At 64.0% G+C, this 12,167-nt stretch carries 13 protein-coding genes and 1 tRNA gene; 11 read left to right on the top strand and 3 right to left on the bottom strand.

The window, feature by feature from the left end; all coding sequences use genetic code 11:
* The first annotated feature begins 40 nt into the window (after nucleotides 1–40).
* Complete coding sequence (locus tag HV765_RS18300) at nucleotides 41–1,564, top strand: 3-hydroxyacyl-CoA dehydrogenase (protein ID WP_175170555.1); 1,524 nt, start codon at nucleotides 41–43, stop codon at nucleotides 1,562–1,564.
* A 71-nt stretch (nucleotides 1,565–1,635) separates the two neighbouring features.
* On the opposite strand, the gene HV765_RS18295 is transcribed toward HV765_RS18300, so the two are convergent.
* On the bottom strand, nucleotides 1,636–2,589 hold the full coding sequence (locus tag HV765_RS18295; protein ID WP_175170554.1) for a c-type cytochrome: 954 nt from the start codon (nucleotides 2,587–2,589) through the stop codon (nucleotides 1,636–1,638).
* Between the two features lie 231 nt (nucleotides 2,590–2,820).
* Between HV765_RS18295 and HV765_RS18290 the strand changes: the two genes are divergently transcribed.
* Nucleotides 2,821–2,895, top strand: a tRNA-Arg gene (locus HV765_RS18290).
* Between the two features lie 68 nt (nucleotides 2,896–2,963).
* Here HV765_RS18290 and HV765_RS18285 read toward each other — a convergent pair.
* Nucleotides 2,964–3,182 (bottom strand): hypothetical protein, encoded by a 219-nt coding sequence (locus HV765_RS18285; protein ID WP_175170553.1) that lies wholly within the window; start codon nucleotides 3,180–3,182, stop codon nucleotides 2,964–2,966.
* A gap of 41 nt (nucleotides 3,183–3,223) precedes the next feature.
* A complete protein-coding gene (locus HV765_RS18280; RefSeq protein WP_006217094.1) occupies nucleotides 3,224–3,469 on the bottom strand; it encodes a hypothetical protein in 246 nt (81 codons plus the stop codon).
* 199 nt (nucleotides 3,470–3,668) lie between these two features.
* Between HV765_RS18280 and HV765_RS18275 the strand changes: the two genes are divergently transcribed.
* The 9 genes from HV765_RS18275 to HV765_RS18235 all read left to right on the top strand — a co-directional run bounded on the left by HV765_RS18275 (nucleotide 3,669) and on the right by HV765_RS18235 (nucleotide 12,068).
* On the top strand, nucleotides 3,669–4,793 hold the full coding sequence (locus tag HV765_RS18275) for a cupin domain-containing protein (protein WP_175170552.1): 1,125 nt from the start codon (nucleotides 3,669–3,671) through the stop codon (nucleotides 4,791–4,793).
* 87 nt (nucleotides 4,794–4,880) lie between these two features.
* Complete coding sequence (locus HV765_RS18270) at nucleotides 4,881–5,792, top strand: fumarylacetoacetate hydrolase family protein (protein ID WP_054421254.1); 912 nt, start codon at nucleotides 4,881–4,883, stop codon at nucleotides 5,790–5,792.
* A gap of 47 nt (nucleotides 5,793–5,839) precedes the next feature.
* Nucleotides 5,840–7,021 (top strand): ABC transporter substrate-binding protein, encoded by a 1,182-nt coding sequence (locus tag HV765_RS18265; RefSeq protein ID WP_175170551.1) that lies wholly within the window; start codon nucleotides 5,840–5,842, stop codon nucleotides 7,019–7,021.
* A complete protein-coding gene (locus tag HV765_RS18260) occupies nucleotides 7,018–7,932 on the top strand; it encodes a branched-chain amino acid ABC transporter permease (RefSeq protein ID WP_054421256.1) in 915 nt (304 codons plus the stop codon). The genes HV765_RS18265 and HV765_RS18260 overlap by 4 nt, the downstream gene beginning before the upstream one ends.
* Nucleotides 7,929–8,915: a branched-chain amino acid ABC transporter permease gene (locus HV765_RS18255; RefSeq protein WP_054421257.1), complete on the top strand. Its 987-nt coding sequence runs from the start codon at nucleotides 7,929–7,931 to the stop codon at nucleotides 8,913–8,915. Before HV765_RS18260 ends, HV765_RS18255 begins: the two co-directional genes overlap by 4 nt.
* The gene (locus HV765_RS18250) at nucleotides 8,905–9,675 is read left to right on the top strand and encodes an ABC transporter ATP-binding protein (RefSeq protein ID WP_175170550.1); all 771 of its coding nucleotides are present in this window, start codon (nucleotides 8,905–8,907) and stop codon (nucleotides 9,673–9,675) included. The genes HV765_RS18255 and HV765_RS18250 overlap by 11 nt, the downstream gene beginning before the upstream one ends.
* Nucleotides 9,662–10,354 (top strand): ABC transporter ATP-binding protein, encoded by a 693-nt coding sequence (locus HV765_RS18245; RefSeq protein WP_054421259.1) that lies wholly within the window; start codon nucleotides 9,662–9,664, stop codon nucleotides 10,352–10,354. Before HV765_RS18250 ends, HV765_RS18245 begins: the two co-directional genes overlap by 14 nt.
* 75 nt (nucleotides 10,355–10,429) lie before the next feature.
* On the top strand, nucleotides 10,430–11,191 hold the full coding sequence (locus HV765_RS18240; protein ID WP_054421409.1) for an FCD domain-containing protein: 762 nt from the start codon (nucleotides 10,430–10,432) through the stop codon (nucleotides 11,189–11,191).
* On the top strand, nucleotides 11,184–12,068 hold the full coding sequence (locus HV765_RS18235; RefSeq protein WP_175170549.1) for an alpha/beta hydrolase: 885 nt from the start codon (nucleotides 11,184–11,186) through the stop codon (nucleotides 12,066–12,068). The genes HV765_RS18240 and HV765_RS18235 overlap by 8 nt, the downstream gene beginning before the upstream one ends.
* Nucleotides 12,069–12,167 lie beyond the last annotated feature (99 nt).

Raw genomic sequence — 12,167 nt, 5'->3', positions numbered from 1 at the left:
GGCGCGCACGATCCATTCCAATACAGGCAGGAGAGAGTTGATGACGGAGATTCAAACCATCGGCGTCGTAGGCGCCGGGGCCATGGGGCGCGGCATTGCGCAGATCGCGGCGCAAGCCGGCCTGCGCGTGCGCTTGTACGACACCAGCGCGGATGCGGTTGCTGCCGCGCGCGAGTCGTTGCGCCAGACCTGGGACAAGCTGGCTCAAAAGGGCAAGCTGACCGCCGCCGACGCGCAAGCCGCGCTGGAACGCGTGGAATCCGCCACGGCGCTGACCGACATGTCGGCGTGCCAGTTGGTGGTGGAAGCCATCGTCGAACGCCTGGACGTCAAGCGCGACTTGTTCGCCGCGCTGGAAGGCGTGGTGTCGGAAGACTGCATCCTGGCGTCGAATACGTCGTCGCTGTCCATCACCGCCATTGCCGCTGCCTGCAAGCATCCGCGCCGGGTGGCGGGCTACCACTTCTTCAACCCCGTGGCGTTGATGAAGGTGGTTGAGGTGATCGACGGCCTGCGCAGCGCGCCGGAAGTCGGCGACGCGTTGGCCGCGCTGGCCCGCCGTATGGGCCATACCCCCGTGCGCGCCAAAGACATGCCGGGCTTCATCGTCAACCACGCCGGCCGTGGCATGAATACCGAAGGCTTGCGCGTGGCGCAGGAATCGGTCGCGACCTTTGCGCAAGTGGATGCCGTCATGCGCGAGCAGGCCGGCTTTCGCATGGGCCCGTTCGAGCTGCTGGACCTGACGGCGCTTGACGTGTCGCACCCGGTGATGGAATCCATCTACCGCCAGTTCTTCGACGAGCCGCGTTTCCGTCCGTCGCCGATCACGACCGTGCGTCTGGCCGGTGGCCTGATCGGCCGCAAGGTGGGCGAAGGTTTCTACGTTTACGCCGATGGCCAGAAGCAGGTGCCGGCCGAGCCGCCCGTGCCGGCGCTGCCGGAAGGCCTGAAGGTCTGGGTCAGCCCCAAGCACGCGGAAGGGTATGCGCGTGCGTCGGCGCTGGTCGAAAAGCTGGGCGCAACGCTCGTCACCGGCGCCACGCCGGATGCCGACGCGCTGATCATCGTCACGCCGTTTGGCGACGACGTGTCGACGTCGGTGTCCGCACAAGGCTTGAACGCGGGCCGCACGGTGGGTCTGGACACGCTGTACGCATTCGATAGCGCCAAGCGCCGCACCATCATGGTGTCGCCCGCTACCGACACCAAGTGGCGCGACGCCGCCCACGCGCTGCTGGCCGCCGATGGCGTGCCGGTGACGGTGATCGATGATTCGCCGGGCTTTGTCGCACAGCGCATCGTGGCCATGATCGTCAACATCGCCAGCGACATCGCGCAGCAGCAGATCGCGACGCCGGAAGACATCGACCAGGCCGTGACGTTGGGCTTGGGCTATCCGGTTGGCCCGCTGGCCTTGGGCGACAAGCTGGGCGCTGAGCGCATTCTGGAAATCCTGAAGAGCATGCAGCGCGTGACGGGCGACCCCCGCTATCGCCCCAGCCTGTGGCTGCAACGCCGCGTGCAGTTGGGCATGTCGCTGCTGAAGTCGTCGGCGGAATAAGCGCTGAACATTTTGCGGCGATAAAAAAAGCCCCTTGAGCGATCAAGGGGCTTTTTGTTTGAGCGCCGGATTTATTTCGCGGCGTCCACCATGTATTGCACGGCGGCGCGGATGTCGTCTTCCGAGGCGTTGGCCGCGCCACCCTTCGGGGGCATCGGCGGCTTGCCTTGCATGGCGACCTTCACCATGGCGTCCATGCCGGTCTTGATGTACGGGTCCCACGCGGCCTTGTCGCCGAACTTGGGCGCGTTGGCCACGCCGGTTGCGTGACAGGCGAAGCAGACGCTCTTGTAGAGCTTTTCACCAGCCGGGTTGACGGCGGCGGCCTGTTGAGGCGCGGCGGCGGGCGCGGCAGGCGCGGCAGCAGCAGGAGCCGCCGCCGTGGGTGCTGCGGCGGCCGTTGCTGCGGCGGCCGGTGCCGCGGCAGCCGGTGCTGCGGCCGGCGCTGCTGCGGCAGCCGGAGCAGTTGCAGCGGCAGGCGCGGCATCCGCTTCCTTCTTCGCGCCTTCTTCCGCGGGAGCGGCGGGTTCGGGCAGCGAGGCGCCGGACTTGTTGGCCATATAGACCACGGCGCGCGCGACTTCGTAGTCGGACAGCGTGGGGTTGCCGCCCTTGGCAGGCATGCCGCCCTTGCCGTGCAACGCCACGTTCAACATCGTGTCGTAACCGGACTTGATGAAGGGCGCCCAGGCCGCGTTGTCGCCCATCTTGGGTGCGCCGGCCACACCGGCGGTGTGACAGGCCGTACAGACCGCGGCAAAGACCTGCTCGCCCGTCTTGAAGACCTTGGGCGCGTTGGCGTCAACCAGTTCAAAACCCGCGACGGGTGCAATACGTTTGGTGATGGCTTCTTGCGTCAGCGTGTCAGAGCCGGCGCCGACCTTATTGCCGGAGACCACCATGTTCACCAGGAGGATGATGATGGCGATTGGGATCACGAAAGATAGAACGATCGTGACGACCAGTTGCTTGGGGGTCTTGATGGGGGAGGAGTGCTCTTCTATGTGTTCCTGCTCGTTGCTCATGACCAAATCCTGCTAACGGGTGGGGCGCCTGGCGGCGGCAACAGAAAATCAGTAACTGCACAAATCGGCGGACCATTGACGCATCCGCCTGCAAGCAAACGCTGGATTATATAACGGTGTCAGGGACGCACGTCCAATGCCTCTGCCGGGGTTTTCGATGAGATTGCAGGAGGTTTTGATCCACTTCATGCACGCTAGCGAAAACTAGGTACAATGTCGCCTCCTTGCGCTGCGCCCGTAGTTCAATGGATAGAATGAGAGTTTCCGAAGCTCTTGATACAGGTTCGATTCCTGTCGGGCGCGCCACTTGAAACCAACCTCTGATGGTTTTACGCGCAACGGCCAGCCAGCCTCTTGGCAATATTTCCCGATATTCAAAAAGAAAAAATCACGCGCTGAGTTTTCTCATTGCGCAATAGCCGTGCGCGGTCGTGCGTGGTCGTGCGCGAAAATGACAACGCCCGCTTCCGGATTTGAACGGCAGCGGGCGTAATCCAAGCAAACAACGCAAACAACGCAAACAGCACAACCAACGCAAACAGCACAACCAACGCAAACAGCACAACCAACGCCATCAGCGCAAAGATTGCCAATCAGCGATCAACGCAAACCCGGCAATCAACGCAACAGCAGATCAATCATCCAGCGACGGCACCGTGCCGATTTGCGTGAGGATGCGCGGCGACTCCATGTCGCCGGTTTCTTTGTCGATCCAGACTTCGTAAGCGGCGACGCCTGCGAATTTGGAGGCCATGGAATTGGCGATTCGGATGGCTCCGAATTCGCTGCTGGCCGGACGGATTTCCCCGGGCGCCACGCCATTGGCGGCGGCGCGATAGGGAACGACGATGTACTGAACGAGATGAGCGGCTTCGGACACAGGATTCTCCCTGGACGACAGTTTTTCGGGCGAGCGAAATGTATCACGTCGCACTGTGTTTTTGTACAGTATTTTTTGACGTTGCGCCAACAAAATCCTTCGCACGGGAAAACCCCTAGCGGGCAATCGTTGCTCAAATTCTGGCCCGCCTCTAATATTTTCGAAAATCCACAAAGTTTTATAAAAAACGAGGCAAGGGATGGAAGCGAACCGGTACGACGCCTATCGCGAGGACACCGCAGGCCGCGCCAATGTGGCCGACTCGCCTGAGCGCATCGCCTATTACCAGGAGCTTGCGCGCCTGGAAACGGGCGCCTTGTGGACGGTGGCGAACAAGATTGAGCCCTGGGCGCCGCGCTCGGCGTCGGTGCCAGTGGTGTGGCGCTACCAGGAGTTGCGCGGCCATGTGCTGCGCTCGGCCGAACTGGTGTCGCCCGAAGAGGCCGGCCGGCGCGTCATCTATCTGAACAACCCCGGCAGGCGTGATGTGGCTGCCGCCGTGGGTTGGCTGTATTCGGGTTTGCAGGTGATGCAGCCCGGCGAGCTGGCCTCGGCGCACAAGCATTCGCATTCGGCGTTGCGCTTCATCATGGAAGGCCAGGGCGCGTACACCGTCGTCGACGGCCACAAGATGACGCTGGGCGCGAACGATTTCGTGCTGACGCCCAACGGCACCTGGCACGAGCACGGCGTGGCCGAAGACGGCACGACCTGCATCTGGCAAGACGGGCTGGACATTCCGCTGGTCAACGCGCTGGAAGCGGGCTTTTACGCCGTGCATCCCGACCTGAACCAGACGGTGACTTATCCCGTGGATGACACCAGCGCCGCGTGGGGCAACGCGGCATTGCGCCCGCAGGTGTCGGGCTGGACGAAGCCGTATTCGCCGCTCTTCAAGTACGAATGGGAACCCACCTACGACGCGCTGCGCCGTTATGCGCGCACCACCGCGGGCAGCCCCTTTGACGGCATCCTGCTGGAATACGTGAACCCGGCGACGGGCGGTTCGGTCATGCCGACCATCGGCGCCAGCATGCAGCTGTTGCGCCCCGGCGAACATACCAAGGCGCATCGGCACACCGGCAGCTTCATCTATCAAGTGGCCAAGGGCAGCGGCTTTTCCATCATTGATGGCAAGCGCTACGACTGGACTGAACGCGACATTTTCTGTGTGCCGTCGTGGGCCATCCACGAACACGTCAACCTGTCGTCCAACGACGACGCCTGCTTGTTCTGCTTCAACGATCTGCCCGTGATGCGTTCGCTGGCGCTATACCGCGAAGAAGCGGTCAAGGAAAACGACGGCCATCAAGTGCTGATCTAGCGTCGCCTGATTCCCCTTTCATTTTTATTCGCCGCGCGGGCCTGGCTCGCGCGTTGGCTCAACTCGTCCTGATTCAATGGAGTTCCTATGCGCTTGGTGACTTTTCGCGCTCATCCCACGGCCGCCGCAAGGCTTGGCGCGCTGGCCGAAGGCTATGTGATTGACCTGGCTTTGCTGGGGCAAGCGGGCGGCGTGGACCTGCCCGACGACATGCTGGCGTTCATCGACTTAGGCCCCGTGGCCGTTGCGCAAGCCACGCGCCTGATGGACGCGTATCGCGGCGAATGGCCCGTTGGCACGGCGCTGCCGCAGGAAAACGTGAAGCTGCTGGCGCCCATTCCGCGCCCGCGCAAGAACATCTTCGGCATCGGCCTGAACTATGTGGAGCACGTCGCGGAATCCAGCCGCACGCTGGACACGTCCGCCGACTTGCCCAAGCAGCCGGTGATTTTTTCCAAGCCGCCCACCACCGTCATCGGCCCGGGCGACGCCATCGAACACAACGCCAAGATCACGCAACAGCTGGACTGGGAAGTGGAACTGGCCGTGATCATGGGCCGGCGCGCGTCCCGCGTGGCCGAGGCCGACGCCTTGTCTTATGTGTTCGGCTACAGCGTCATGCTGGACATGAGCGCGCGCGATTGCCGCCGCGCGGGCCAGTGGATCTATTCCAAGGGCCAGGACACGTACGCGCCGTTCGGCCCGTGCATCGTCACCGCCGACGAAATCCCGGACCCGCAGGTGCTGGACTTGTGGCTCACCGTCAACGGTGAGAAGAAGCAGGGCTCCAACACTCGCCACATGCTGTTCAAGGTGCCGTTCCTGATTTCGGACATCAGCGCCGGCATCACGCTGGAGCCGGGCGACATCATCGCCACCGGCACGCCCGAAGGCGTGGGCGCGGGCCGCAAGCCGCAGGAATGGTTGTGGCCGGGCGATGTGGTGGTGGCGTGCGTGGAAGGCATCGGCACGCTGCGTCATCCGGTCGTGGCGGTGTAGGCAACGCCCGGCCGCAAGGCGGGCAACGCAGTCTTCAAGGGGAAAACATGATCAAGAAACAAACACTGGGCGGCGTGGCCGCTGTGTTGTCCGTCGCCGTCGCCATGGGCACGGCGGTTGCCGCCGAACCCGTCAAGATCGGCTTCATCGCCACCTTGTCCACGCCGGCGGGCTACATCGGCGAAGACGAGCGCGATGCGTTCAACCTGGCGATCAAGCAGGGCGATGGCAAGCTGGGCGGCGTGCCTGTGCAGCTGGTCATCGAAGACGATGGCCTGAAGCCCGCCAACGCCAAGCAGGCCGCCGACCGGCTGCTGCAATCGGGCGTGAAGCTCTTTACCGGCGTGAACTTTTCCAACGTGCTGGCGGCGGTGGTGCCCAGCGTGGTGAAGTCGGGCGCGTTCTACGTAAGCTTGAACCCCGGCCCGTCGAACTTTGCGGGCGAAAAGTGCGACCCGAACTATTTCGTGGCGTCGTATCAGAACGATGCCTTCCACACGGCGGGCGGCGTTGCCGCCAATGAGCTGGGCTACAAACGTGTGGTGCTGCTGGCGCCGAACTATCAGGCCGGGCGCGACGCCATCGAAGGCTTCAAGCGCACGTACAAGGGCGAGGTCGTGGCCGAGATCTACACCAAGCTCGACCAGTCTGATTTTTCTGTGGAGCTTGCGCGCCTGCGCTCGCTGGCGCCGGAAGCCATCTACCAGTTTCATCCCGGCGGCACCGGCATCAACTTCGTCAAGCAATACGCGGCGGCGGGTCTGAACAAAACCATCCCGATGCTGATGCCCAGCTTCTCGATGGATGCGCGGATGATCCAGGCAACGGGCGACGCTTCCGCCGGGTCTTACACCACCGGCATCTGGTCGCAAGACTTCAATAACCCGCAATCGCAGGCCTTTGTGAAGGCGTTCAAGGATGCTTACGGACGCGTGCCCACCGACTACGCGATGCAAGCCTACGACACCGCGCAACTGATTGGCGTGGGGCTGAAGGCAACGGGTGGCGACTTGTCCAAGGCAGCGGAATTTCGTGCGGCATTGCGCAAGCCCGAGTTCACGTCGTTGCGCGGCAAGTTCAGCATGAACACCAATCAGCATCCCATTCAGGACCTGTACCTGATGCGTATCGAAAAGGACAGCGCGGGCGGCTTGTCGCCGCATCTGGTGCGCAAGCTGGTGTCTGACGACAAGGATGCCTACGCCCAATTTTGCAAGATGCCATCATGACGCTTCTGTTTGAACAGCTGCTCAACGGCTTGCAGTTCGGCGCCATGCTTTTCATGCTGGCGGCCGGACTGACGCTGATCTTCGGGATCATGGGCGTCGTGAACCTGACGCACGGTTCCTTCTACATGGTGGGCGCGTACTGCGCGGCCTACGCCATCGGCACCACGGGTTCGTTTCTGGCGGGCGTGCTGGCTGCGCTGCTGGGCGCGGGCCTGTATGGCATTTCGGTAGAAGTGCTGGTGATACGCAAGCTGTACAAGCGTGATCACCTGTACCAGGTGCTGGCCACCTTCGGGCTGCTGCTGTTTTCGAACGAAGCGGTCAGCCTGATTTTTGGCCGGCGTCCGCCGCTGGTGGGCATTCCGTCTTTCCTGGAAGGCGCGGTGACGCTGGCGCCGGGCTTTCAGTATCCGCTGATCCGCCTGTCGTTCATCGCCATTGGCGCGTTGGTGGCGGTGGGCTTGTGGTGGCTCGTCAACCGCACGCGTATCGGCATGTTGATCCGCGCAGGCGCTGACGACCGCGAGATGGTGGACGCCCTGGGCGTTGACATCCGCAAGCTCTACACGCTGGTGTTCGGCCTGGGCGCTTTGCTGTGCGGGTTGGCCGGCGTGATGGCCGCGCCGCTGTTGGCCGTTGAAATCGGCATGGGCGAACGCATCCTGATCACTACCTTTGTCGTCATCGTGATTGGCGGGGTGGGCTCGGTGCGCGGCGCGCTGGCGGGCGCCTTGCTGGTGGGCATGGTCGACAGCCTGGGGCGCGCGTTCCTGCCGCAACTGCTGTCCACGATGTTCTCGCCCGCCACGGCAGACCCGCTGGCGGCCGGCATGGCCTCGGCCAGTATCTATGTGTTGATGGCGATCGTGCTGATCGCCAAGCCCGGCGGCTTGTTTCCGGCGCGAGGATGATGATGACAAACACGCTTTCAAATCGCGCCCGCTGGGGCTTGGGCGGCCTGGCGGTATTGATCCTGCTGCCCGCGGCCGCTGTGGCGTCGGGCTCGCCGTTCCTGATCGGCGTGGTGACGCGCTTTCTGATCTACGGGCTGGCCGCGGTCAGCCTGGATCTTGTCATTGGCTACGGCGCCATGGTCAGCTTCGGCCACGCCATGTTTTTCGGCCTGGGCGGTTACGCCGTGGGCATCATCGCGTTTCATACGGCCGAGGCCGGCCCGATCTTCGGCTGGGCGGGCAGCAACGCGGCGCTGGTGGTGTGGCCGATTGCGCTGGCGGTGTGCGCGCTGGCTGGCTGGATCTTCGGCTATCTGGCGCTGCGTACGCGCGGCGTGCAGTTCATCATGATCACGTTGGCGTTCGGGCAGATGGTGTATTTCATTCTGGTGTCGTTGCAGTTTTACGGCGGCGACGACGGCTTGATGATTCCGCAACGCAACGTGCTGCCGGGCGTCAATCTGGAAAGCCCCATGGCCTTTTACTACGTGTGTCTGGCGTTGCTGACGGCGTGGACGCTGCTGTGCATCCGCGTCACCAACTCGCGCTTTGGCATGGTGCTGCAAGCGTTGCGCCAGAGCGAGCGGCGCGCGCTGAACTTGGGCGTTGCGCCGACGCCGTACCGGCTGAGCGCGTTTGTGCTGTCAGCGGTGGGCACAGGCCTGGCGGGCGTGCTGTGGGCCAACTACGCCGGGCTTGTCACGCCGGATATGGCGGCATGGACCAAGTCGGGAGAGCTCATGGCCATCGTGATTCTGGGCGGCGTGGGCACCTTGCTGGGCCCGATTGCGGGCGCTGCCGTGTTCCTGGGGCTGGAGCAGATGTTGTCGTCGCTGACCGAGCATTGGCTGCTGTACATGGGGCCGATTCTGGTGCTGGTGGTGTTGTGGGGGCAGAAGGGCCTGTTCGGAAAACTGCTGGAGACGCGCCATGCCGACTGACCCCCGCACGAGCTTGCTGCAACTGACGCAGCTGCGCAAAGCGTTTGACGCGGTGGTGGCCACCAACGGCGTCGACCTGGACGTACAGGCAGGCGAGATCCACGCCATCATCGGCCCTAACGGCGCGGGCAAGTCGACGTTGATTGCGCAGATTTGTGGCGAGATCCGGCCGGACTCGGGCACGATTCATCTGGACGGGCGCGACGTGACCGCGCTGCGCGCTTTTGAACGCGCGCGGCTGGGCCTGGGCCGTTCGTTTCAGATCACCGAGCTTTGCTACGAATACACCGCGCTGGAAAACGTGATTCTGTCGCGCATGTTGAAAGACGGCCGCGCGTTTGGCGCGTGGTCTGATCCGCGCCGCGATGCCGGGCTGAAGGCCGAAGCCATGCAATGGCTGACGCATGTGGGGCTGGAAGACCGCCGCCATGTGCGGTCGGCAGACCTGGCGCATGGCGAAAAGCGGCAGCTGGAACTGGCGGTGGCGCTGGCGCGTTCGCCGCGGCTGTTGCTGTTGGACGAACCCATGGCCGGCATGGGGCCTGAGGAATCGGCGCGCATGACGCGGCTGCTGCAAGGCATGAAGGGCGACTACGGCATCTTGCTGGTCGAGCACGATATGGACGCCGTGTTTGCGCTGGCCGACCGCATCAGCGTGCTGGTGTATGGGCGCGTGGTGTTCAGCGGGCCGCCCGACGAGGTGCGCCGCCATCCGGATGTGCGCGCGGCCTACCTGGGAGAAGAACATGTTGAAGGTTGATGGGCTGACGGGCGGCTACGGGTCGAGCAAGGTGCTGTTCGGCATGTCGTTCGAAGCCAGCGAAGGCGAGGTGATTTCGCTGATTGGCCGCAACGGTATGGGCAAGACCACCACGGTGAAAACCGTGATGGGCATGTTGCCGGCAACGGGTGGCGCGGTGCAGTTTCGCGGGCAGACATTGGGCCGGTCTGCGCCCAGCACCGTGGCCCGCCTGGGCGTGGGGCTGGTGCCGGAAGGGCGGCGCGTGTTCGGTTCGCTGACGGTGCAGGAAAACCTGGTGGCGACGTCACGCGCGGCGCCGGGCGGGTGGGACCTGGAACGGGTCTACACCTTGTTCCCGCGCTTGAAGGAACGGCGTGGGCAGTCGTCGCGCACCTTGTCGGGTGGCGAGCAGCAGATGCTGGTGGTGGGCCGCGCGCTGATGACCAACCCCAAGCTGCTGATTCTGGACGAGGCCACCGAAGGGCTGGCGCCGCTGATTCGCCAGGAAATCTGGCGCTGCCTGCGCGCGCTGAAGTCCGAGGGACAGACCATTCTGGTCATCGACAAGAACCTGCCCGAGATGGCGACGCTGGTCGACCGCCATTACATCGTCGACAAGGGGCGCGTGGCCTGGTCGGGCAAGCCGGCCGAGCTGTCTGCGCAGCCTGAATTGGCGCATCGGTATCTGGGCATCTGACGGCGACGCCGCACGGGTAGAATGGGCCGCCTGTGCGCGGATCGGCGGACAAGCCGCTGACATCTGGAGAGCATGTTGAAGCCAAGAATCAAAGCTTCCCGCCAGGACGATCCCGGATCGGACGGGAATGCTGACGTGGAAGAAATTACGCTGTCGGAGCAGGTGTATCGCCTGCTTCGGCGCGACATCATGAGCGGTGCGTTCGCGCCGGGCCAGTCGCTGCGGCTGGAGTTGCTGAAGCAGCGCTACGGCAGCAGTTTTTCGCCCATTCGCGAAGCGCTCAACCGCTTGCGCAGCGAACGCATGGTGGTGAACACCACATCGCGCGGTTTCAGCATCGCGCCCTTGTCGGTCGAGGAAATGTGGGACGCCTGTGAAACGCGCATCCTGATTGATTGCGATGCCCTGCGCCGCTCGCTGGCCAATGCGGACGATGCCTGGGAAACGCGGCTGGTGGGGGCGTATCACGCGCTGACGCTGGCGGCGCAGCGCGCGGGCGAGGCCTCGCCGCCGTCGGAAGAACGGGAAGAACTGCTCGAAGCGCGCCACCTGGATTTCCACCATGCCTTGATTGGCGCGTGCCGGTCGCACTGGTTGCTGGACTTGTCTACGCAGCTGTATGCGCAAACCGAGCGTTACCGCCGCCCTGCGCGCGCGGGCGCCACGGCCTACGGGCCGGAACGCAACGTGGATGACGAACACCGCCAATTGCTCGACGCGGCGATCTCGCGCGACGCGGATCGTTCCGTCGCCATGCTGGCGGCCCACTACCGCAAGACCGCGCAATTCATCGAACGGATCATTTCACAGCCCGACTCGCAGGCACGACATGCATAACGCCGACATCGACCTTTTCTTTCCCACCATCGCCGAGCGCGAGGTGCAATACAACGCGCGCGAATCGGTGGCGGATTTTGACGCCTGCGTGCAGCGCTACGCGGAATCGTCCGCACGGGTGCGCACGCGCCGCCCCGGCGTGCTGGACTTGCGCTACGGCATGGGCCAGGACGAGCGGCTGGACTTGTTCCTGCCTGCCGCGTCGCGCGCCCCGGCGCCGCTGTTTGTGTTCATCCACGGCGGTTACTGGCGTGCGCAGCGCAAGGAAGATGCGCCGGTCATGGCCGAAGCCTTCAACGCCGCGGGCGCCGCCGTGGCCACGCTGGAATACACGCTGGTGCCGGAAGCCACGTTGGGCGAAGTGGTGCGCGAAGTGCGTTCCGCCGTGGCCTGGCTGTACCAGAACGTGGCGGCCTACGGCGTGGACCCTGACCGCATCTATGTGGGCGGCAGCTCGGCAGGCGGCCACTTGGCCGGCATGCTGGTCGCGCCCGGCTGGCCCGCGCGCTATGGCGTCCCGGACGACGTCATCAAGGGCACGCTGGCGCTAAGCGGGCTGTTCGACTTGCGACCGCTGTGCGACATCCTGCCGAACACGTGGCTGCGCCTGACGCCCGAGCAAGCCGCGCATCAAAGCCCGATCTTCAATCTGCCCGAACACGCGGGGCCGATGCTGCTGGCAGTGGGCGGCCTGGAGACGCAAGGGTTCAAGAATCAGACTTCCGCGTTCGAAGCGGCCTGGAACGCCGCGGGTCTGGCGTCCACCCGCATCCCCACGCCGCATTGCAATCACTTCGATCTGGTCAACGAGCTTGAAGACCCGGACAGCGACCTGACGCGTGCGACCTTGGCGATGATGGGGCTGGCGGCGCGCTGAGCGACGGTCTGATTGGCCGGTCAACCCAAGGGCCAGCCAATCTACGGGACGGTCAATCGCTTAAACGGGACGGTCAATCGCTTAAGCTACTGCCTTGTG

It is taken from the genome of Achromobacter kerstersii, from assembly GCF_902859595.1.
GTDB lineage: Bacteria > Pseudomonadota > Gammaproteobacteria > Burkholderiales > Burkholderiaceae_B > Achromobacter > Achromobacter kerstersii.
The sequence above is the reverse complement of the archived record's forward strand: the minus strand, read 5'-3'. Positions and strand labels throughout refer to the sequence as shown.

Excerpts from the sequence above, each read along its gene's own strand:
- HV765_RS18300 (WP_175170555.1), top strand. The coding sequence starts at position 41 with ATGACGGAGATTCAAACCATCGGCGTCGTAGGCGCCGGGGCCATGGGG.
- HV765_RS18295 (WP_175170554.1), bottom strand. The coding sequence starts at position 2,589 with ATGAGCAACGAGCAGGAACACATAGAAGAGCACTCCTCCCCCATCAAG.
- HV765_RS18275 (WP_175170552.1), top strand. The coding sequence starts at position 3,669 with ATGGAAGCGAACCGGTACGACGCCTATCGCGAGGACACCGCAGGCCGC.
- HV765_RS18270 (WP_054421254.1), top strand. The coding sequence starts at position 4,881 with ATGCGCTTGGTGACTTTTCGCGCTCATCCCACGGCCGCCGCAAGGCTT.
- HV765_RS18265 (WP_175170551.1), top strand. The coding sequence starts at position 5,840 with ATGATCAAGAAACAAACACTGGGCGGCGTGGCCGCTGTGTTGTCCGTC.
- HV765_RS18260 (WP_054421256.1), top strand. The coding sequence starts at position 7,018 with ATGACGCTTCTGTTTGAACAGCTGCTCAACGGCTTGCAGTTCGGCGCC.
- HV765_RS18255 (WP_054421257.1), top strand. The coding sequence starts at position 7,929 with ATGATGATGACAAACACGCTTTCAAATCGCGCCCGCTGGGGCTTGGGC.
- HV765_RS18250 (WP_175170550.1), top strand. The coding sequence starts at position 8,905 with ATGCCGACTGACCCCCGCACGAGCTTGCTGCAACTGACGCAGCTGCGC.
- HV765_RS18245 (WP_054421259.1), top strand. The coding sequence starts at position 9,662 with ATGTTGAAGGTTGATGGGCTGACGGGCGGCTACGGGTCGAGCAAGGTG.
- HV765_RS18235 (WP_175170549.1), top strand. The coding sequence starts at position 11,184 with ATGCATAACGCCGACATCGACCTTTTCTTTCCCACCATCGCCGAGCGC.